This is a genomic window from Sphingomonas jeddahensis (assembly GCF_001981525.1).
Lineage (GTDB): Bacteria > Pseudomonadota > Alphaproteobacteria > Sphingomonadales > Sphingomonadaceae > Sphingomonas > Sphingomonas jeddahensis.
Genome location: NZ_MPSB01000004.1, coordinates 172,032 through 193,396, shown reverse-complemented (window position 1 = coordinate 193,396; position 21,365 = coordinate 172,032). Strand labels below are relative to the sequence as shown.

The window sequence follows — 21,365 nt, the reverse complement described above, 5'->3', positions numbered from 1 at the left end:
CAGCCGATCGCGCTTCAACAGGCGACCACGCCGGAGTACCCAATGCGCCGTCTCGCTTTCCTTCTCACCTGCGCCACCCTCGCCATCCCCGCCACCGCGCAGCAACGGCCTAATGCCGCGCCCGCAGACGGCCCGACGCGCAGCTTCACCGGCGCAGACCTCTTCGGCCTGTCGATCGCCGCCGATCCGCAGATCAGCCCAGACGGCCGCACCATCGTCTATGTCCGCCGCACCGGCGACATCATGAGCGATCGGATGCAGTCCTCGCTCTGGCTGATCGACGTCGCCAGCGGCAAACAATCGCCCTTCGCCACCAGCGGCTCCAGCCCGCGCTGGTCCCCCGATGGCACCCGCATCGCCTATGTCGCCGCGGACGGGGATCGCACGCAGTTGTTCGTCCGCTGGATCTCCACTGGCGCCAGCGCACGCGTAACGAGCCTGCCCGGCGATCCCAACAGCCTCGCCTGGTCCCCCGATGGCACGCGCCTCGCCTACATCGCGACGATCGCGGGCGAGCCGACCAAGCTCGGCAAGGCACCCGCCAAGCCCGAGGGCGCGAAATGGGCCGAGCCGCTCGAGGTGATCGACCGCATCACCTATCGCAACGACGGCCCCGGCTATCGCAAGCCGGGTTACGACCACCTCTTCGTCGTCGCGGCGGACGGCGGCGCCTCGCAGCAGCTGACCTTCGGCAATTTCGACGACGGCGGCCCGCTGTCGTGGAGCGCCGACGGCCGCACCATCCTCTTCTCCGCCATCCGCGGCCCCGATGCCGAGCGGCAGGTGATGAATTCCGAAGTGATCGCGGCCGACGCCGCCACCGGCACGATGCGCACGCTCACCAGCCGCGACGGCCCGGATGGCGGCGCGCGCTTCTCGGCGGACGGCAGCAAGGTCGCCTGGATCGGCTTCGACGACAGGCGCCGCGCCTATACCAATGCCGAGCTTTACGTCGGGAACCGCGACGCGGCGGCCCCACGCTCGCTCACTGCCTCGCTCGACCGTTCGATCGAAGACGCGCAATGGGCCGCCGACGGCCGCACGCTTTACGCCAGCTATGACGACAAGGGGCAGCGCAAGATCGCCCGCATCGGCATGGACGGTCGCCAGACGATCGTCGCCGACAATCTCGCCGGCGGCGGGCTCGATCGCCCATATACCGGCGGTGACTTCTCGGTCTCGCGCGGCGGCACGATCGCCTACACCGGCGGCGATGCCTCCGCGCCAGCCGACGTGTGGGTGACGAGCGGCGGCAAGGCGCGCCGCCTCACGCAGCTCAACCAAGTGCTCACCGCCTCCAAGGCGCTCGCGCCGGTGCGCAAGGTCGCGGTCACCGCGCCTGACGGTCGCCCAATCGACGCCTGGCTCGCGACGCCGCCGGGCTGGCAGCCGGGCACCCGCGTGCCGCTGATCCTCGAGATTCACGGTGGCCCCCACTCCGCCTATGGCCCCAGCTTCGCCACCGATGTGCAGCTCTACGCCGCTGGCGGTTATGCGGTGCTGTGGACCAACCCGCGCGGCTCGACCTCCTATGGCGCTGAATTCGCCAACCTCATCGACAAGAACTACCCCAGCCAGGACTATGACGACCTCATGGCAGCTGTGGACGCGACCATTGCGGAAGGCGTGGCGGACCCGAACAATCTTTTCGTGACCGGCGGCTCAGGCGGTGGCGTGCTCACCGCGTGGATCGTCGGCAAGACCAACCGCTTCAAGGCGGCGGCGACGCAGAAGCCGGTGATCAACTGGATCAGCGAATCGCTGACCATGGACAACACGCTGTTCACGTCGCGCTACTGGTTCTCGAAGCTGCCGTGGGAGGATCCCATGGGCTATTGGAACCGCTCGCCGCTGAGCCTCGTCGGCAACGTCAAGACGCCCACTTTGGTGGTCGTCGGCAGCCAGGATTACCGCACGCCGGTGAGCGAGAGCGAGCAATATTACGCCGCGCTCCAGATCGCCGGCGTCCCCACCGCTTTGGTCAAGCTGCCCGGCGCCAGCCACGGCGGCTTCACCAGCCGTCCCTCGCAATCGGCGGCCAAGGCCAGCGCGATCCTCGCCTGGTTCGACCGCTACCGCGGCGCAGCGGCCCCCGCGGCGAACTGACGCCTCTCGTCACCCCGGGCTTGACCCCGGGGTCCCGCTGCCTTGCGCCTCAGCCGGAAGAAGAAGCGGGACCCCGGATCAAGTCCGGGATGACGAACGAGAATTATACAGCGCTCAAGCCGCGCGCTGCTCCAGCGCCTGCGCCGCCTGCGCCATCAGCGCCGCGATGATGTCCGCCAGCGGTTCTTCCTTGCTCACCATCCCCACCGACTGGCCGGCCATCACGCTGCCATGCTCGACATCGCCGTCGATCACCGCGCGGCGCAGCGCGCCGGCCCAATAATGTTCGATCGCCAGCTGTGCCTCGGCCATCGCCACGCCGCCCTCGTCCAGCGACTGCGCCACTTCGCGCTGCTTGGCGGTGAACAATTCGCCGCCCGCGTTCTTCAGCGCACGCACCGGGATCACCGGCAGCCGCGGGTCGATCTGCACGCTCGCCACCGCGTCGCGCGCCGACGCGCGAATGAACGCCTGCTTGAACTTGGGATGCGCGATCGACTCGGTGGCGCACACGAAGCGCGTGCCGAGCTGCACCCCCGCCGCGCCCATGTCGAGATAACCCGCGATCGCCTCGCCGCGCCCGATCCCACCGGCGACGAACACCGGCACCATGTCGGCGATCTCCGGCAGCATCTCCTGCGCCAGCACGCTGGTCGATACCGGGCCGATATGCCCGCCGGCCTCCATCCCCTCGATCACCAGCGCATCGACGCCCGAGCGGATCAGCTTCTTGGCGAGTGCCAGCGTCGGCGCGAAGCAGATCACCTTGGCACCGCCCGCCTTGATCGCCTCGAGCGAACCCTTGGGCGGCAATCCGCCGGCGAGCACGACATGGCCGACGCCGTGCTTCGCGCACACGTCGATCAGCGCCATGAGATCGGGATGCATGGTGATCAGGTTCACGCCGAACGGCTTGTCCGTCAGCGCCTTGGTGGCCGCGATCTCCGCATCGAGCAGATCCACCGTCATCGCCCCGCACGCGATCACGCCAAAGCCGCCGGCGTTGGACATGGCGGCAACGAGGTTGCGCTCGCTGACCCAGCTCATCGCCCCGGCCATGATCGCCACTTCGCTGCCGAGAAAGGCGGCGCCGCGTTCCATGCGGCGGACGAGGCGGGCGGAACCTGAACGGTCGATCATGGTATCGGTCATGCCCGCGCCGCTACACCGGCGCGGGCGCGGAGACAAACATGCAGCAACGTTCAGGCAACATCACCATCCCGACGCCGGGTCAGGGGCTGCACGAATGCACCGATCAGATCGTCGGCTGGGTGGCTCAAACGGGCATCACCGAAGGCTTGCTGACATTGTTCATCCGCCACACCTCCGCCTCGCTGCTGATCCAGGAAAACGCCGCCCCCGCCGCCCGCCGCGATCTGGAGCGCTATGTCGCGCGGCTGGCCCCCGAGTCGCGCGAGTACGAGCATGACGACGAAGGCCCCGACGACATGCCCGCGCATCTGCGATCGGCGCTGACCGCCACCAGCCTGTCGATCCCCGTCGCGAGCGGCCGGCCGGTGCTCGGCACCTGGCAAGGCATCTATTTGTTCGAACACCGCCGCGCCGCCCACCGCCGCGAGATCGCCCTCCATCTGATCGGCGACTAGGCGACCCGCCCAAGCTACGGGAACATCGTGATGGTGCGATCAAAGCTTCGTCACCACGGCCTTGTGCCGGGGTCCAGGGTACCGCGAATCCAATCGCGTGAGGTTCGCGGCACCCTGGATGCCGGGACAAGCCCGGCATGACGAAGGGAGGTTATGCAAACGCCCCCTCGCCCGCGGCGCGCTTAGCGAACCGACAGCGCCAGCTTCCCGTCGCCCTCGTCGACGTCCACCGTCGCCCCGTCCTTCACCGCGCCGCGCAGGATCAGGTCGGCGAGCGGATCCTGCAGATACCGCTGCACCGCGCGCTTCAACGGCCGCGCGCCGTACACCGGATCGTAGCCGACCCGCCCCAGCCAGGCCCGCGCCGCATCGGTGAGATCGAGCGTCACCTTGCGATCGGCGAGCAGCTTGCCCACCCGCGCCACCTGAATGTCGACGATCGGCCCCATGTGCGCCTGCCCCAGACGGTGGAACAGGATGATCTCGTCCAGCCGGTTGAGGAACTCGGGCCGGAAATGCGCCCGCACCACTTCCATCACCTGCGGCTCGACACTTTCCACCGCCGCATCATCAGCCATGTTGGCGAGGAACTGCGATCCGAGGTTCGAGGTCAGGATGATGATCGTGTTCGAGAAGTCGACCGTGCGCCCCTGCCCGTCCGTCAGCCGCCCATCGTCCAGCACCTGGAGCAGCACGTTGAACACGTCGCCATGCGCCTTCTCCACCTCGTCGAACAGCACCACCTGATACGGCCGCCGCCGCACCGCCTCGGTCAGCACGCCGCCTTCCTCGTATCCGACATAGCCCGGCGGCGCACCGATCAGCCGCGCGACCGCGTGCTTCTCCATGAACTCGCTCATGTCGATCCGCACCATTGCATTGGGATCGTCGAACAGGAATTCGGCCAGCGCCTTGGTCAACTCGGTCTTGCCGACCCCCGTCGGCCCCAGAAACAGGAACGAGCCGAGCGGCCGGTTCGGATCTTGTAGGCCGGCGCGCGCACGCCGCACGGCAGTCGAGACGGCGCGCACCGCATCGGCCTGGCCGATCACGCGCTTGCCGATCACCTCTTCCATCTTGAGCAGTTTGTCACGCTCGCCCTCCATCATCCGCTCGACCGGCACCCCGGTCCAGCGCGCGACGACGGCGGCAATGTCCTCGGGCGTCACTTCCTCGCGCAGCATCGCGTTGGCCGTGGCACCCTGCGCCTCAGCCAGTTGCTTTTCGAGCGCCGGGATGCGGCCGTAGGAAAGCTCGCCGGCCTTGGCGAGATCGCCCTGGCGCTGCGCCTGCTCCAGCTCAAGCCGCGCGGCGTCGAGCTGCTCCTTGAGCTTTGCCTCGCCGGCGAGCTTGTCCTTCTCGGCCTGCCAGCGCTGCGTCAGTTCGGCAGACTGCTGTTCGAGATTGGCGAGCTCGCCCTCGATCTTCTCCAGCCGGTCCTGCGAGGCTTCATCCGACTCGCGGCGCAGGCCCTCACGCTCGATCTTCAGGCGCAGGATGCGACGGTCGAGCGTCTCGATCTCCTCGGGCTTGCTCTCCACCTCCATGCGGATGCGGCTGGCGGCCTCGTCCATCAGGTCGATCGCCTTGTCGGGCAGGAAGCGATCGGTGATGTAGCGGTTCGACAAGGTCGCGGCGGAAACCAGCGCGCCGTCGGTGATGCGCACGCCATGGTGAAGCTCATACTTCTCCTTCAGCCCGCGCAGGATCGAGATCGTGTCCTCGACCGTCGGTTCGCCGACAAAGACGGGCTGGAAGCGCCGCTGGAGCGCCGGATCCTTTTCGACATACTTCCGATACTCGTCTAGCGTGGTCGCACCGACGCAATGCAGCTCGCCGCGCGCCAGCGCGGGCTTGAGCAAATTGCCTGCATCCATCGCGCCTTCGGATTTGCCGGCGCCGATCAGCTGGTGCATCTCGTCAATGAACAGGATGATGTCGCCCTCGGCGGCCTTCACCTCGTCAATGACGCCCTTCAGCCGCTCCTCGAACTCGCCGCGATATTTCGCGCCCGCGATCAGCGCGCCCATGTCGAGCGCCATCAGCGTCTTGTTCTTGAGGCCGTCGGGCACGTCGCCATTGGCGATGCGCAGCGCCAGCCCCTCGGCGATCGCGGTCTTGCCGACGCCCGGCTCGCCGATCAGCACCGGATTGTTCTTGGTTCGCCGCGCGAGCACCTGGATGGTGCGGCGGATCTCCTCGTCGCGCCCGATCACCGGATCGAGCTTGCCGTCCTTCGCCGCCTGGGTGAGGTCGCGCGCGAACTTCTTCAGCGCGTCATAGCGATCCTCGGCGGAGGCGGTGTCCGCGGTGCGCCCGCCGCGCAGGTCGTTGATCGCGCTGTTGAGCGCCTCCGGGTTCACGCCGGCGGCGGCGAGCGCCTTGCCGGCGGGCGTATTGAGCGACAGCGACAGCGCGACCAGCAGCCGCTCGACGGTGACGTAACTGTCGCCCGCCTTTTGCGCGATCTGCTCGGCCTGATCGAGCACGCGGACGGCGTCGTTGTTGAGGCCCGGCGTGGACTGTGCGCCCGAGCCGCTGACGGCGGGAATGCGGGCGAGTGCCGTATCGGTTTCGCTGACAGCACGACGCGCATCGCCACCTGCGGCCTGGATGAGGCCGGCGGCCATGCCCTGCTCGTCCTCCAGCAGCGCCTTCAACAGATGCTCGGGCGCGATCTGCTGATGGCTCATGCGGATCGCAACGGTCTGCGCCGACTGGAGGAAGCCCTTGGCGCGGTCGGTGAATTTCTCGAGGTTCATAGGTGTCCCTGTTTCCTTCGAGCATCAGATGGTGTTGCTGTTATGCAACACAAGGGTGTCAGTACGAGAAAGATGGCGACGGAGCGGGCGGGCGTCCAGTGGCCGCTTCTGATCCTCGCCGGTGAGCCTCAATCTCCCTTCTGTCACCCCGGCCCTGTGCCGGGGTCCACCGTGCCGCAAACTCTCAAGCCTGGGGCGAGCGGCCCCTTGGATGCCGGAACAAGCCTGTCGTGAGCTACGCCGAAGGGCCCGGCATGACGGTATCCCCCGTCACCCCGGACTTGATCCGGGGTCCCGCTTCTCCTCCACCGTCGCCAAAGCAGCGCCCCCTCGCCGAGGTCAGGCCCGGGGTGACGGCGAGGAAACAGCCCGCTAGCATCCGCTCAAAACAAGAAGGAGAGGGCCATGAAGGCACTGCGCTATTTCGGCGAACGCGACATTCAATACGGGTCGACCGACGACGCCACGCTTCAGGACGATCGCGACGTCCTCGTCCAGGTGAAGCATTGCGCGATCTGCGGCAGCGACCTCCACATCTATCACGGCCACGGCTTCTCCGAGGACAAAGGCTTCTGCGTCGGCCACGAGGCGGTCGGCGAAGTGGTCGAAACCGGCAAGGCTGTGCGCACGCTCAGAACCGGCGACCGCGTGATGATCTCCGCCGCAGTCGGCTGCGGCGCCTGCCCCGGCTGCCTGATGGGCCGGGTGCACGAATGCGAGAACAACGGCTCGGGCTGCTACGGCCTTTCCGCCGCGCTTCAGGGCAGCCAGGCCGAGGCGGTGCGCGTGCCCGCCGGTGACGTCAACGCCCGCCGCATCCCCGACGGCCTGTCCTACGAACAGGCGCTGATGCTAACCGATGCACTGCCGACCAGCTGGATGGCGGTGCGCAATGCCGACATCAGGCCGGGCGCGAGCGTCGCGGTGGTCGGGCTCGGCCCGATCGGGCTGATGGCGGTGGAGGGCGCCTTCGCGATGGGCGCGGGGCGCGTTTATGCGATCGATCTGGTGCCCGAACGCCGCGCAATTGCCGAGGGGCTGGGCGCGATCGGCATCGATCCCAATGTCGCGGTCGAGACGATCAACGAGGACACAAAGGGCCGGAAGTGCAGCAGCGTGATCGAGGCGGTCGGCGCCGACGCGACGATCGATCTCGCGCTGCGGCTGGTCGGCAAATGGGGCACCGTCTCCTGCCTCGGCGTCAACCAGACGCGCCGCTTCCCCTTCCCGATGGAGCGCGCCTTCGCCAGCGGGCTGACCTTCCGCACCGGCACCTGCTCGGTCCCGCACTGGTGGCAGGAATTGATCCCGATGGTGCAGAAGGGGCAGCTCAAGCCGGAAAGCTATATCTCGCACCGCCTGCCGCTGTCGCAGGGCGCCGAGGCCTATGCCATCCTCGACCGGCGCGAGGCGCTGAAGGTCGTGATGACACCCGATTGACCCGGCCTGCGCTGTCCTACGCCGGCGCATTGTGATCTACTCGCCGGCGATGCCTGTGTCATGCTCACATCCGCCGGATCGCCGCTTGCCGCTCGCCAATGTTGAGGCTGTTGGAGAAAAACGCGCCAGTGTCTCAACTTCCTCAACATTCGTTTTTTGCAATCGTCCGCCGCTGCACCGATCCGCACGGCCGCGGCGCCGATTGCCCGCGCTTCCCCAAGCGGTTATGATCCGTTGCAAATCAAAACATGAGAGGAGCTGAATCATGGCCACGCTGGCGAAGGTGGATCGCCCCGATCAATATGCCCCCGGCGAGTGGGAGGCGCGGGTCGATCTGGCGGCGGCGTACCGGCTAGTGGCGCTGTACGGCTGGGACGATCTGATCTTCACCCATCTGTCCGCGCGCGTGCCCGGCCCCGAGCATCACTTCCTCATCAACCCTTACGACATGATGTTTGAGGAGATCACCGCCTCCTCGCTGGTCAAGATCGATGTCGAGGGCAATCCGGTCGGCCATACCGACCATCCCGTGAACCCCGCCGGCTTCACCATCCACTCGGCGATCCACATGGCGCGCGAGGATGCCGCTGCGGTGATGCATCTCCACACGCCGCACGGCCAGGCGGTGTCGGCGATGGAATTCGGCCTGCTGCCGCACACCCAGACGGCGATGATCGCGCAGCACAATGTCGCCTATCACGACTATGAAGGCATCGCGACGGACCTCGACGAGCGCGAGCGGCTGGTCGCCGACATCGGCGACAAGCACGCCATGATCCTGCGCAACCACGGCACGCTGGCGGTGGGCGACAGCGTCGCCTCCTGCTTCCTCCGCCTCTATTTCCTCGAGCGTGCGTGCGAAGCGCAGGTGCTGATGCTCTCCGCCGGTCGTGAGAACCTCAACAACCCACCGCAGGGCGTTGAGGAGAAGGTTGCCGGGCAAAGCGCGCCGACCGGCATGGGCAAGCTGGCCGAGAAGCTGGCGTGGCCGGCGCTGCTGCGCAAGCTCGACCGGATCGATCCGAGCTTCCGCAACTGACGGCGGGTCAGCGCGTGGCGGTGACGAGATAGTTGAGCGTCAGCGAGTCCGACAGGCTGAACCCGCTCGTCGGCGAAAAGGCGATCCCCCGCGTGTCGATCGCCTTGAGGCCGGCCGCCGCCAGCATCTCGCCCAGTTCCTCCGGCGTGATGAAGCGGTCCCAATCGTGCGTCCCCCGCGGAATACGACCGGTCCCTTCGGCCAAAGTGATCATCGCCAGCCGCGAGACCGGCGTGCGGTTGGGGGTGGACATGATCAGCAGGCCACCGTCCGCCAGCGCACCGGCGAGGCCTATAACGAACGCCGCCGGGTCGGCGACATGCTCGATCACCTCCAGGCAAGTGACCAGATCGAACCGCTCACCCGCGACCGCCTCCACGCCGCCGGCACGATAGTCTATGGCAAGGCCGGCGGCCTGCGCATGCTCGCGCGCCACCGCGATATTCTCCGCTGCGGCGTCGATTGCGGTGAGCGCCGCGCCCAGCCGCTTCAACGGCTCCGCCAGCAGCCCTGCGCCGCAGCCGACGTCCAGCGCTGTCTTGCCGGCCAGCGGCGTGAAGCTGGCAGGGTCGAGATCGAAATGCCGGTCGGCCTGCTCGCGGATATAGCGCAGGCGTACGGGATTGAGCCGGTGCAGCATCGCCGAGGATCCGCGCGGATCCCACCACTCGCTTGCCATCGCCCCGAAATGCGCCGCCTCGCGCGCGACGATACTTTCGTGCGCCGCACCGGCATGATCGATATCGTTTGTTACGGTTGCGTCGGCCATAACCGGCTCCTATCAGGCGCGCCTGTTTTCCCCAAGCATCGGAAAGTTTTCGCGTGGCCCGCATCGTCATGAAGTTCGGCGGCACCTCGATGGCGGGGATCGAGCGAATTCGCTCGGTTGCGGCGCGGGTCAAACGCGAAGTGGCGGCGGGCAACCAAGTCGCGGTGGTCGTGTCGGCGATGGCGGGCGAGACCGATCGGCTGGTCAACTTCTGCCGCGAGGCGAGCGCCCTTTACGATCCCAAGGAATATGACGTTGTCGTTTCTGCCGGCGAGCAGATCACTAGCGGCCTGCTGGCGATCGCGCTCCAGGCGCAAGGCGTGCCCGCGCGGTCGTGGATGGGTTGGCAGTTGCCGATCGACACGTCGGATGCGTTCGCCAAGGCGCGGATCGGCACCGTCGGCACCGACGCGCTGCTCGCCAGCATGGGTGCGGGGGAAGTTGCGGTGATCCCCGGTTTCCAGGGCGTGCACGACAATCGCGTCACGACGCTGGGCCGTGGCGGATCGGATACGTCGGCGGTCGCGGTGGCCGCGGCGATCAAGGCGGATCGCTGCGACATCTACACCGATGTCGACGGGGTCTATACGACCGATCCCCGCATCGTCCCGCGCGCGCGCAAGCTCGCCAAGGTGACGTATGAGGAAATGCTCGAGCTCGCCAGCGTCGGCGCCAAGGTGCTGCAGACGCGATCGGTGGGGCTTGCAATGAAGGAAAATGTCCGCGTGCAGGTGCTGTCGTCGTTCACCGGCGAGGATGCACCGATGGCGGATACATTGCCCGGCACGATGATCGTCGGCGAAGAGGAGGTTGAAGACGTGGAACGCCAGCTGATCACCGGGATCGCGCATGACAAGAACGAGGCAAAGATCACGCTGACCGCGGTGCCCGACAAGCCCGGCTCGGTCTCCGCGATCTTCGAGCCGCTGGCGGCGGCGAACATCAACGTCGACATGATCATCCAGAATATCGCGCATGGGTCGCGCTCGACCGACGTGACGTTCACGGTCCCCTCGTCCGATCTGGCGCGGTCGATCGAGACGCTGAACCAGGGACGCGAGGCGATCGGCTTCGCCGAGCTGGTGCATGACACCCGGGTGGCGAAGATCAGCGTCGTCGGTGTGGGCATGCGCAGCCATGCGGGCGTGGCCAGCACGATGTTCTCGACCCTGGGCGCGCGCGGCATCAACATTCAGGCGATCTCCACCAGCGAGATCAAGGTCAGCGTGCTGATCCACGAGGATGAGACCGAGCTCGCAGTGCGCGTGCTGCACACGGCCTATGGGCTGGACGCGGACGAGGCGGCGTAAGGGCACGCGCCTCGTTGCGTTGGCGCGAATGTTGAGGAAGTTGAGGCGCTGGCAGCCTTGTCTCAACATTCGCATCCCGCTCCTTCGCTGACCCGCTCCCCTGCCATGAAGCAGCCAGTGTAGGACAGCGAGGCACGCCAGCGCTTAATGCTCGTGATGGTCGTGCGGGTTGGCGTGGAGCGCTTCGAGCACCTCGTCCATGCGCGCCGGATCGCCGATCGCCAGAACCTGGCCGGTGCTCGCTTCGGTCAGCGGATCGCCGTTCCAATCGCACATCCGCCCGCCAGCGCCCTCCACGATCGGCGCTAGCGCGGCGAAATCGTGCAGCGCCAGCCCCGCCTCGCACACGAGGTCGAGATGGCCGCTCGCGAGCAGCCCGTAATTGTAGCAGTCGCCACCATAGACCGGCCCCTGCCGCGGGTGGCCGCCCGACACGGCGGCGACCAGCGCCAGGAAATGGGGCACCTCGTCATCGTTGAACGCGTGCGGGCTGGTTGTGGCGAGGATCGCGCCTTCCACCTCGCGGCAGGCGCGGGTGCGTGCGGGGGCGCCGTTGAACAGGGTGGGCCGGCCAGCGGCGCCGATCCAGCGTTCGCGCGCTACCGGCTGGTCGATCACGCCCAGCACCGGCCAGCCATCTTCGACCAACGCGATCAGCGTGCCGAAGATCGGACGGCCGACGGTGAAGCTGCGGGTGCCGTCGATCGGATCCAGCACCCAGCGGCGGCCGGTGACGCCGTCCTTGGCGCCATATTCCTCGCCATGAACTGCATCGCCGGGCGCCTCGGCATCAAGAATGCGCCTCATCGCCGCCTCTGCCGCACGATCGGCGAGCGTCACTGGCGAATGATCGGCCTTTATCTCGGCGCCAAGCTCCCCACGATAAAAAGGACGGATCGCCTCGCCGGCGGCATCGGCAAGGCGGTGAGCGAGATCGAGATCGGATTGGCGTATCGGCATGCCCCTGCCCTACCGCTCCCAAAGGGAACGCGCTAGGATGGCGGCATCTTCAGGGAGTGCCTTCATGCGCCGAGTCCTCGCAGCAATCGCCACGGCTTCGCTTATGCTCGCCGCGCCGGCGCATGCCGTGCTCGCGGTCGGCGCCAAGGCCCCCGACTTCACCACACGCGGTGCGGTGGCCGGCAAGGTGGTGACCGTCAATCTTGCGCAGCAGCTGAAGAAGGGGCCGGTGGTGCTCTATTTCTTCCCGGCAGCCTTCACCGCCGGCTGCAATGCCGAGGCACGTGCCTTTGCCGAGAATGTCGCCAACTTCCGCGCCGCGGGCGCGACGGTGATCGGCATGTCGGCCGATTCGGTGGCGGACCTCACGAAATTTTCAGCCGCAGAATGTGCCGGCAAGTTCGCGGTGGCCAGCGCAGGGCCGCGCGTGGTGGCCGGTTATGACGTGGCGCTGGGCCGGCAGGTGAAGGGCCGCGACGCCACGCGGCGCACCAGCTATGTTATTGATCGTTCGGGGCGAATTGCGTTCGTCCATGATGACATGTCGGCCGAACGCCACGTTGCGCTCACGCTGGAAGCGGTTCGCCGGCTGGCGAGGTCGTGACGGCAACCTAAAATTAGCGGTTCTCGTCTAATCCAAAGCTCCGGATAAGCGCGGTGCCGATCGGCGGCGCTGCATGAGCTAACGGAGCGGTTGTGGGCGGAACGGTCAAGATTGCCGAGCAGGAGGCGATCAGCCTCTTCAAGGCGATTGGCGCCTTTCTCACCGAGCATCGGCTGAGCCCCGATCCGGCGCATTATTCCTTCGCCCATCAGGTATTGAGCGATCCGAACGGGCCGCTCGCCCAAGCCGTCGCGCGGCTCACCGATGGCGGGGTGCGGCTGATGCAACAGGATATCGTCGAGCTGGGCGGCGTTGCGGTGCCCGGCCGGCCGATCACGCTGCCCGACCCGGACCATCATTCCCCCGATCCCGCCAAGGATGCGGCCATGGTGGTGGCCCGCACCGAGCAGCAGATGTCCAGCTTCGCAGCGACCGTTCGCTCGATCCACGCCGAGACCAGCGGCTTTGGACGCGATCTCGCGGCGAGCGCGGCGGCGATGCGGCAGGCCGACCCGGCTGCCGCGCTCGATCACATTACGCATCTGACCGGCATCATGATCGAACGAGTTCACGATGCCGAGCGGCGCCTGGCAGCGGCGGAAAGCGAAACCAATGCGTTGCGCGAAGCGCTGGAGGAGGCCCGTGGCACAGCGCGGCGCGACCCGCTGACCGACCTTGCCAATCGTCGCGCCTTTGACGAAGCCTTTGCAGCCGTGCCGCCGAACACGCCCGTGGTGATCGCATTGTGCGATATCGACCACTTCAAGCGGGTGAACGACGAGTTCGGCCATGCGGTTGGCGATCGCGTCCTGCGTGCCGTCGGGCAGACGCTGGCCAGCGAGGGTGCCGAAGCAGGCGCGCTGGTTGCGCGGTACGGTGGCGAAGAATTTGCCTTTCTGATGACCGATATCGGGGTGACGGCGGCGCGGACGGTGATCGAGCGCGCACGCAGCGCCGTGGCGGGGAAGAGGTTCCGCTCAAGGGAAACTGATATGCCGATCGGCGAGGTGACGATTTCGGCCGGCATCGCAGGCGGCCATGCGACCGACGCACGCGAAGCCCTCTATGCCCGTGCGGATGCTGCCTTGTACCGCGCCAAGGCGGCGGGACGTAATCGGGTGCTGTTCGCCGCTTGATGGCGTGAATTGCCACGTGGGCTTGGGGAATCGCGCCAGCGCGCGAACAGCTTCGCGCTAAGTTACTGAAACTTCGTCCTGCGAAAGTTTGGCATGGCATCTGCAATGGGGTTGGCATCGGCGCCGGATCGGCTGGCGCCAATGCCCAGGAGACCCAAGATGACCAATCGTTTCGCCCAGCTTCAGCTTCAAGCCGCCAGCCTGGCCGGCGCGTTCGTCTTCGCCGCACTGATGATCGGTGCCGCCGTTCCCGTCGTTCCGGTCGCCTGACCGGAACGCGGCCCTTTCAGGGAGATACGATGATGCTCCGCTCTGCTTTCATGATCCGCTCCGCTTTTCTGGCCGTTACCGCCTTTGCCACCACCTGCGGTTTGCTTGCTTATGTCGATGCGGCGGCAAGCGGCGTTGGCTGAGCGGCCGATCGCGACGGGGCGACGCCCGCTTCCTCACCGCGCGAATAGGTGCCGATGAGCAGACCCGCTGCAAGAACATGACCGGCCATGGCGCGCACCAGCGCCGATCGGCCGGGTGACTGGCCGGGATCCTCGACACCCGCATCCAGCGCGAACAATTGAAAGACATAGCGATGCTCGCCATGCCCGGTCGGCGGATCGGGCGGCAGCCAGCCCTCGCTGAACGAGGAATTGCGCCCAACATCGCCGTGCGCCGCTTCACCCGGGCCGTCCGCGACGATCGCGCCTTCGGCAAGCCGGCCGGCATCGGCGGGAACGCCCCATACGATCGCATGAACCAACGGCTGGATCGCCGGCGCATCGGCATCCTCGACCAAAAGCGCCAGCATCGCCGTTTCCGGCGGCAGCGCGCCCCAGACGAGCGGCGGCGACACGCCATCGCCATCGGCGGTGAACCGCGACGGCAGGCGCGCGTCCTGCGCGAACGCCGGGCTCGACAAATCGATCGCGCCGAAGCGGCCGCCCAATTCGGGTTGCACGATTGCCAGCTTGCTTGCCCCGGCACGAACGTTACCCAGGCTCGCGCCGAGCCAGGCGGGGATGTGTTCCAGCATGTCGCCTCCTTTTGCGTCACAATGCCAACGCACGACCGGGCATCCGCGATGCCTTCCGTGCGTTTGCCCGGCGTGACCGATCCGTACCACCTTGCCCGCTTCGTCGCCGCTCAGGACGGCGTCTATCCCGGTGCGCTTGCCGAGCTGCGACGCGGGCGAAAAACGAGTCACTGGATGTGGTTCGTCTTTCCGCAGTTGCGCGGGCTTGGCCGCAGCCCGACGGCGCAGCATTATGGGATCGCGTCGCTGGCGGAGGCGCGCGCCTATCTGGCACATGCCGTGCTCGGACCAAGGCTGCACGAAGCAAGCGCGACCGTGCTCGCCGCGCCGGGCAGCGCGGAGGCGATCCTGGGCCCGGTCGATGCGCTGAAGCTGCGTTCCTCCATGACATTGTTCGCCGCCGCAGCGGATGATCCCGCGCCGTTCGGGGCCGTGCTGCGGCGCTTCTTCGATGGCGCGCCCGATGCCGCGACGGAGGTGCTGCTGCGCGGCTAACCGCTCGACCTAGCAACGGAATTTCACCATTAATCGGATGACGGGCCATCCGGGTTGCGGCACAATGCGTTGCAAAGATCTCGGGGGTATCGTGATACGTCGCGTCGCAGCAGCAGCATCCATCCTGTCACTCCTGGCCGGTTGCGGCGGTGGGGATGGAGACACGCCGTTTACCGGCGCTGGCGGCAGTGGCGGCACCGTGGTGCCAGCGCCAACCCCAAGGCCGGTCGCCGGGTGTTCGCTGGGCGAGCGGCAATCCTGGGCAGCGAACGAGCTGCGCGAATGGTATCTGTTCCCGGAAACGCTGCCCGGCGCGCTCAGTCCGTCTGGCTATGCCAGCGTCTCCGACTATGTCGATGCGCTCACCGCCACGGCCCGGTCGCAGAATCGTGATCGCTACTTCACCTATGTCACCTCGATCGCCGAGGAGACTGCCTATTACGAGCAGGGGTCGAGCGCGGGCTATGGCTTCCGCCTCAGCTATGATTCGGGTGCCGCACGCGTTTTCGTGATCGAAGCGTTCGAAAATGCGCCCGCGATCGAGGCTGGGCTGGATCGTGGCACGGAGATCCTGGCCATCGGCACGCAGGCCAGCAATGTGCGCGCCGTGGCGTCGCTTTATGGCAGCGGCGGCGGGCAGGCGGTGAGCGACGCGTTGGGCGCGGGGCAGGCGGGCGCGGTGCGGGTGCTGCGCGTCCGCGCACTGGATGGCGCAGAGCGCACCGTCACGCTGACGCAGCGCGACTTTTCGCTCGATCCGGTATCTTCGCGTTATGGCGTCAAGATCATCGAGGATGGCGGCCAGCGCGTCGGCTACATCAACCTGCGCACCTTTATTTCCACCGCCGATCAGCAGCTGCGCGACGGCGTGGGGCGCCTTCGGGCGCAAGGGATCACCAACATCATTGTCGATTTCCGCTACAATGGCGGTGGCCTCGTCTCCACGGCGAAGCTGCTGGGCGACCTGCTCGGCGGCAATCGCCAGACCAGCGAGGTGTTCAGCTACGTCGCCTTCCGGCCCGAGAAGGCGACGCAGAACCGGACGGAATTTTTCGCGCCGCAGCCGCAGTCAGTTTCACCCACTCGTATCGCCTTTATCGGCACGGCGGGCACGGCATCGGCAAGCGAACAGGTGATCAACGCGATGATCCCTTATCTGCATAGCAATGCAGCGCTGATCGGGACCAACACCTATGGCAAGCCGGTTGGGCAGATCGCGCGTGACAATGCGGCCTGCGATGACCGGCTGCGCATTGTTGCCTTCGCCTCGCAAAATGCGGCACGTCAGGGTGATTACTACAATGGTCTCGCCCCGTTCATGGAGGCGACATGCCGGGCGAATGACGACATCACCTATCCGCTGGGCGATCCGCGCGAGGAGTCGGTCCGCCAGGCCCTGAACTATCTGGCAGGCCGTAGCTGCACGCCGATCGGCGGCGCCGGTGCGTCGGCGAGTGTGGCGCGGGTGCGTGACGTGGCGGTGAAGCGCGACTTGCTCACGCCGGCGCGGCCGAGCACCTTCCAGCGCGAGACGCCCGGGGCGTTTTGAGTCGGTCTAGCCCTCCAGGCTCTTCGAGGCTTGTTCGAACAGGTCCTTGGAAAGCCCGGCGGTGCCGACGATCCGTTCCAGCTCGGCACGCATCAGCGCCGCGCGGGCAGCGTCGAAGCGACGCCAGCGGCCGAGCGGCGGGAGCAGCTTGGCCGCGGTCTGCGGGTTGAGCTTGTCGAGCGCGATCAGCTGGTCGGCGAGAAAGCGATAGCCGGCACCATCGGCCTGGTTGAACGCGCGCTGGTTCACCGCAAAGGCTCCAATAAGGCTGCGTGCACGATTTGGGTTCGCCAGCGTGAAATCCGGGTGTTCGGCGAGCGCCGCAACAACCGCAGGCGTGTCTGCCCGCGCGGAGAGCGCCTGCGTCTGGAACCATTTGTCGAGCACCAGCGGATTGCCGGCGTAGCGATTGTAGAAAATGTCGAGTGCCGCCTCGCGCAGATCGCTGTCGCTGTTGACCAAAGTGGCGAGCGCGCCCTGGCGATCGGTCATGTTGTCGGCACGCTCAAACTGGCGGAAGGCGAGCTCGGCGGCGTCGGCCGCGCCCGAGGCGGCGATATAGCCGAGCGCGACGTTGCGGATGCGGCGGGAGGCCTTGGCGGCGGGGGTATATTGATACGCGGCGGTGGTGGTGTGCGCCTCGTACAGCGTGCGCCAGCGATCGGTGAGGGCGCGGCCGAGATCGCCGCGCAGCGCCTCACGCGCGCGGAAGATCGCCTCCGGATCGACCATGCTCAGCTGGTCGCCGACGAAGCTTTCCGACGGCAGCAGCACGGCTTCGGCGATAAAGGCGGGGTCCAGCGCGGGATCGTCGAGCGTATCGCCCACCGCATCGATCACGGCGCGGTGATCAGCGTCGCCCTCGATCGCGCCCGCCACCAAGGTGTCGAGCATCAACTGCTGCATCGCCTCGTAACGGGCAAAGGGATCGTCGTCGTTGCGCGCCAGGAACGCGAGGTCGGCGGCGGTGCGATCGCTCTCGATTGTCACGGGTGCCGAAAAGCCGCGGTTGATCGACAGCACCGGCCGCTCGGCCACGCCCTCGAACACGATCGACTGGTTCGCCTCGTCAAGCAGGATCAGCTGTTCGGGGCCGAGCGGCTGCCCGGTCTCCGCGCCGAACAGGCGGATGCGCAGCGGCAGCACCATGGCTTGCTTGTGGGCCTGCCCCGGCGTGGGCGGCACCTGCTGCGCAAGGCGCAGCGTGGCGCGGCCACCGTCATGCGCCAGGCTCGCCGACACGCGCGGCGTGCCGGCCTGGCTGTACCACAAGCGGAAACGCGACAGGTCGACGTCGCCAGCCTCCTCCATGCAGGCGACGAAATCCTCGCAGGTTGCGGCGGTGCCGTCGAACCGGTCGAAATACAGGTCGCTGCCGGCGCGGAACTTCACGGGTCCGAGAATCGTCGCCATCATGCGGATCAGCTCGGCGCCCTTGTTGTAGATCGTCGAGGTGTAGAAGTTCGAGATCTCCAGATAGCTTTCAGGGCGCACCGGGTGGGCGAGCGGACCGGCATCCTCAGGGAACTGGCTGGCGCGAAGCCCGCGCACATCCTCGATCCGCTTGACCGCAGCGGAGCCCTGATCGGCGGAAAAGCCTTGGTCGCGAAAAACCGTGAAGCCTTCCTTCAGGCTTAGCTGGAACCAGTCGCGGCAGGTGACGCGATTGCCCGACCAATTGTGGAAATATTCATGCGCCACCACCGCGGCGATGGCGTCGTAATCGTAATCGGTGGCGGTATCGGGATCAGCGAGGATGTAGCGGCTGTTGAAAATGTTCAGCCCCTTGTTCTCCATCGCGCCGAAGTTGAAATCGTCGACCGCGACGATGTTGAACACGTCGAGATCATATTCGCGGCCATAGACGCGCTCGTCCCACGCCATGGCGAGCTTCAGCGCATCGAGCGCATGATCGGTCTTCGGCAGATCACTCGCGCGGACCCAAATGCCGAGTTCTACCTCCCGTCCCGAGCCGGTGGTGAAGGTGCCGCGATTGCAGGCCAGATCGCCCGCAACCAACGCGAACAGATACGACGGCTTGGGGAACGGATCGTGCCATTCGGCCCAGTGCGTGCCGTCGTCATTGTCGCCGCTCGCGACCGGATCGCCATTGGCGAGCAGCACCGGGTAGCGCGCCTTGTCCGCCGTCATGCGCACCCGATAGGTGGCGAGCACGTCGGGCCGGTCGGGAAAGAAGGTGATGCGGCGGAATCCCTCCGCCTCGCATTGCGTGCACAAATTCCCGCCCGATGCATACAGGCCCATCAGCTGCGTGTTGCGCTCCGGCGCGATCTCCACCTCGGTCTCGATCACATGGGCCGCGCCGGCGAGCGGGATGACGAGCTGTTCCCCCTCCATCCGCCAGTCGTTTACCGCCACCCCGTCGACGCTGATGGAGAGTGGCGTCAGGCCCTCGCCGTCGAGCCGCAGCGGCTCGCTCGCCTCACTGTTGCGCGTGACCGTGAGCCGCGCCCGCACCCGCGTCGCAGCGGGATCGAGCGCGAGGTCGAGCGCCACCTCGGGCACTAGCCACGCCGGCGGGCGATAATCCTCGCGGCGATGCACGGCGGGGATGGCGGGCGCGGAAAGGGCGTCGAGCATGAAGGAAGATATAGACGGCAGGCGATCGGGTTCCATCGCAAATGCTTGCGGCGCCAATCACCGGTGCTACGACCGCTCCACGAACTCGCCTCCCCTCCGTTCGTGTCGAGCGCAGTCGAGACACGTGCCGCAGGCGCCGTTCTTTGTGGCACGTCCCTCGACGTTGCTCGGGACGAACGGGGGAGGAGGCGCAACCTCACAGGAAATCCATGCGCCGCCTCGCTCTTGCCCTTTGCCTCACCGCCCTTCCCCTCGCCGCGATGGCGCAGGACGCCGCGCCGCTTTCGCCCGACGCCGCGGCGATGAAGGCGCATGTGATGTTCCTCGCCGCCGATTCGATGAAGGGTCGCGAGGCGGGCAGCCCGGAATATGACATCGCCGCCGATTATGTCGCCTCGCGCTTCTTCGCTGCCGGGCTGAAGCCGCAGGGCGACAAGGGAGGGTATCTCCAGGAGGTGCCGCTCGTCGCCTACAAGGCCGATGGCGAGGGGAAGCTGGCGGTCACGCGCGGTGGCACGACCACACCGCTCGCTTTTGGCACCGACTATATCCCCTCGGCCAACCCGCGCGCCAAGGACACGGCGATCACCGCGCCGGTCGTGTTCGTCGGTTATGGCATCGTCGCGCCGCAATATGGCCGCGACGATTTCAAGGGCATTGACGTCAAAGGCAAGATCGTCGCTTTTGTCAGCGGCTCGCCATCCAAGATGACCGGTGAGGAGCGCGCCTGGCTCGGCTCTCCCGCCACCAAGGCGCGTTTCGCCGCCGAGCGCGGCGCGGTGGGCACGATCACCCTCGTCACCCCCCGCAGCGAGAAGCAACGCGCCTTCGCCAAGCTGGTCGAGGCGAACACGCATTCGCGCATGACCTGGGCGAACCCAGACGGCACCGGCAATGTCGACGAGGGATCCGTCCCGACGCTCGCGACGCTGAGCCTTTCCGGCGCGCAGAAACTGTTCGCCGGCGCGCGCACCGGCTGGGCAAAGGTCGCCAAGGAGGCCGAAAAGGCCGACGCCCGCTTCAAGCCGGAGGCGCTGCCCGCCACGCTTGCCGTCACCACAAAGACCAGCTTCAGCCCCACCCGCTCGTCCAACGTCGTCGGCGTGCTGCCCGGCAGCGATCCGGCATTGGCGAAGGAAGTGGTCGTCCTTTCCGCGCACCTCGACCATGTCGGCGTCAGCGGCACGCGCGAGGACAAGATCCACAACGGTGCGCTCGACAATGCCATCGGCATCGCCAGCCTGATCGAGGAAGCCAAGCGCTTCCAGAAAGAAGGCGCGCCCAAGCGCACCGTGATGTTCCTGGCCGTCACCGCGGAAGAGAAAGGCCTGATCGGCAGCGACTATTTCGCCAACCACCCGACCGTGCCGGCCGAATCGATCGTCGCCAACGTCAACCTCGACATGCCGATCCTTACCTACAAGTTCGAAGACATGGTGGCGTTCGGTGGGGATCGCTCGACGCTGGGCCCGATCATTCGCCGGGCCGTTGAAGGTGCGGGTGTCGCGCTGTCGCCCGACCCGATGCCGGACGAGGGCATCTTCGTCCGTTCGGACCATTTTCGCTTTGTGCAGAAGGGTGTGCCATCCGTCTTCCTGTGGCCGGGGCAGAAGGGCCCGGGCAAGGAAGCGGTAACTCACTTCATGTCGACCCATTATCACAAGCCCGGTGACGATCTGTCGCAGCCGATCCAGTGGGAGGATGGCGTCCGCTTCGTGGACGTGAACTATCGCATCGCCCGCGAGATCGCCGACGCCCCGACGCGCCCCGTGTGGAACAAGGGCGATTACTTCGGGACGCTGTTCAAGGGGCCGATGGCGGATTGAGCAACGAAACCATCGTCATTCCCGCGAAGGCGGGAATCCATATTGGCTGGCCAAGCGGTCCTGCTGCACCGTTCGCCATTATGGATCCCCGCCTCCGCGGGGATGACGAAATGAGGGAGGACCGTCACCCCGGC

The 21,365-nt window shown here is 66.8% G+C and carries 16 protein-coding genes; 10 read left to right on the top strand and 6 right to left on the bottom strand.

Annotation, left to right across the window (positions count from 1 at the left end):
* The first annotated feature begins 42 nt into the window (after positions 1-42).
* Complete coding sequence (locus SPHI_RS06695) at positions 43-2,106, top strand: S9 family peptidase (RefSeq protein ID WP_076744114.1); 2,064 nt, start codon at positions 43-45, stop codon at positions 2,104-2,106.
* A gap of 114 nt (positions 2,107-2,220) precedes the next feature.
* Here SPHI_RS06695 and SPHI_RS06690 read toward each other — a convergent pair whose 3' ends face one another.
* A complete protein-coding gene (locus SPHI_RS06690) occupies positions 2,221-3,207 on the bottom strand; it encodes an NAD(P)H-dependent flavin oxidoreductase (RefSeq protein ID WP_076744180.1) in 987 nt (328 codons plus the stop codon).
* Between the two features lie 89 nt (positions 3,208-3,296).
* Between SPHI_RS06690 and SPHI_RS06685 the strand changes: the two genes are divergently transcribed.
* Positions 3,297-3,713, top strand: a complete 417-nt coding sequence (locus SPHI_RS06685) for a secondary thiamine-phosphate synthase enzyme YjbQ (protein WP_076744113.1) — start codon at positions 3,297-3,299, stop codon at positions 3,711-3,713.
* Positions 3,714-3,895: 182 nt separating this feature from the next.
* Here the strand turns inward: SPHI_RS06685 and clpB are convergent, their stop codons facing one another.
* The gene (clpB, locus tag SPHI_RS06680; RefSeq protein WP_076744112.1) at positions 3,896-6,475 is read right to left on the bottom strand and encodes an ATP-dependent chaperone ClpB; all 2,580 of its coding nucleotides are present in this window, start codon (positions 6,473-6,475) and stop codon (positions 3,896-3,898) included.
* A 405-nt stretch (positions 6,476-6,880) separates the two neighbouring features.
* Between clpB and SPHI_RS06675 the strand changes: the two genes are divergently transcribed.
* Together SPHI_RS06675 and SPHI_RS06670 are read left to right on the top strand one after the other, a co-directional pair.
* Positions 6,881-7,915 carry an alcohol dehydrogenase family protein gene (locus SPHI_RS06675; protein WP_076744111.1) on the top strand — a complete coding sequence of 345 codons (1,035 nt, stop codon included), beginning with the start codon at positions 6,881-6,883 and terminating at the stop codon, positions 7,913-7,915.
* Positions 7,916-8,180: 265 nt separating this feature from the next.
* Complete coding sequence (locus tag SPHI_RS06670; RefSeq protein ID WP_076744110.1) at positions 8,181-8,954, top strand: class II aldolase/adducin family protein; 774 nt, start codon at positions 8,181-8,183, stop codon at positions 8,952-8,954.
* Positions 8,955-8,961: 7 nt separating this feature from the next.
* Here SPHI_RS06670 and ubiG read toward each other — a convergent pair whose 3' ends face one another.
* Positions 8,962-9,723, bottom strand: coding sequence for a bifunctional 2-polyprenyl-6-hydroxyphenol methylase/3-demethylubiquinol 3-O-methyltransferase UbiG (gene ubiG, locus SPHI_RS06665; RefSeq protein ID WP_076744109.1), 762 nt, complete (start codon positions 9,721-9,723; stop codon positions 8,962-8,964).
* Positions 9,724-9,776: 53 nt separating this feature from the next.
* Here ubiG and SPHI_RS06660 point away from each other — a divergent pair, with 53 nt between their 5' ends.
* Positions 9,777-11,033 carry an aspartate kinase gene (locus SPHI_RS06660; RefSeq protein ID WP_076744108.1) on the top strand — a complete coding sequence of 419 codons (1,257 nt, stop codon included), beginning with the start codon at positions 9,777-9,779 and terminating at the stop codon, positions 11,031-11,033.
* Between the two features lie 144 nt (positions 11,034-11,177).
* Here the strand turns inward: SPHI_RS06660 and SPHI_RS06655 are convergent, their stop codons facing one another.
* Positions 11,178-11,993 (bottom strand): inositol monophosphatase family protein, encoded by an 816-nt coding sequence (locus SPHI_RS06655; protein WP_076744107.1) that lies wholly within the window; start codon positions 11,991-11,993, stop codon positions 11,178-11,180.
* Positions 11,994-12,057: 64 nt separating this feature from the next.
* Here SPHI_RS06655 and SPHI_RS06650 point away from each other — a divergent pair, with 64 nt between their 5' ends.
* Both SPHI_RS06650 and SPHI_RS06645 read left to right on the top strand, forming a co-directional pair.
* On the top strand, positions 12,058-12,597 hold the full coding sequence (locus SPHI_RS06650; protein WP_076744106.1) for a peroxiredoxin: 540 nt from the start codon (positions 12,058-12,060) through the stop codon (positions 12,595-12,597).
* Between the two features lie 92 nt (positions 12,598-12,689).
* Positions 12,690-13,733 (top strand): GGDEF domain-containing protein, encoded by a 1,044-nt coding sequence (locus SPHI_RS06645; protein ID WP_076744105.1) that lies wholly within the window; start codon positions 12,690-12,692, stop codon positions 13,731-13,733.
* 379 nt (positions 13,734-14,112) lie between these two features.
* On the opposite strand, the gene SPHI_RS06640 is transcribed toward SPHI_RS06645, so the two are convergent.
* Positions 14,113-14,760: a YbhB/YbcL family Raf kinase inhibitor-like protein gene (locus tag SPHI_RS06640; RefSeq protein WP_076744104.1), complete on the bottom strand. Its 648-nt coding sequence runs from the start codon at positions 14,758-14,760 to the stop codon at positions 14,113-14,115.
* Between the two features lie 48 nt (positions 14,761-14,808).
* On the opposite strand from SPHI_RS06640, the gene SPHI_RS06635 reads away from it, so the two are divergent.
* Positions 14,809-15,255, top strand: a complete 447-nt coding sequence (locus SPHI_RS06635; RefSeq protein WP_076744103.1) for a DUF1810 domain-containing protein — start codon at positions 14,809-14,811, stop codon at positions 15,253-15,255.
* A gap of 91 nt (positions 15,256-15,346) precedes the next feature.
* Positions 15,347-16,804, top strand: coding sequence for a S41 family peptidase (locus SPHI_RS06630; RefSeq protein WP_233130752.1), 1,458 nt, complete (start codon positions 15,347-15,349; stop codon positions 16,802-16,804).
* Positions 16,805-16,810: 6 nt separating this feature from the next.
* Here the strand turns inward: SPHI_RS06630 and pepN are convergent, their stop codons facing one another.
* Positions 16,811-19,405, bottom strand: coding sequence for an aminopeptidase N (pepN, locus tag SPHI_RS06625; protein ID WP_076744102.1), 2,595 nt, complete (start codon positions 19,403-19,405; stop codon positions 16,811-16,813).
* Between the two features lie 209 nt (positions 19,406-19,614).
* On the opposite strand from pepN, the gene SPHI_RS06620 reads away from it, so the two are divergent.
* Complete coding sequence (locus tag SPHI_RS06620) at positions 19,615-21,231, top strand: M28 family metallopeptidase (protein ID WP_076744101.1); 1,617 nt, start codon at positions 19,615-19,617, stop codon at positions 21,229-21,231.
* Positions 21,232-21,365 lie beyond the last annotated feature (134 nt).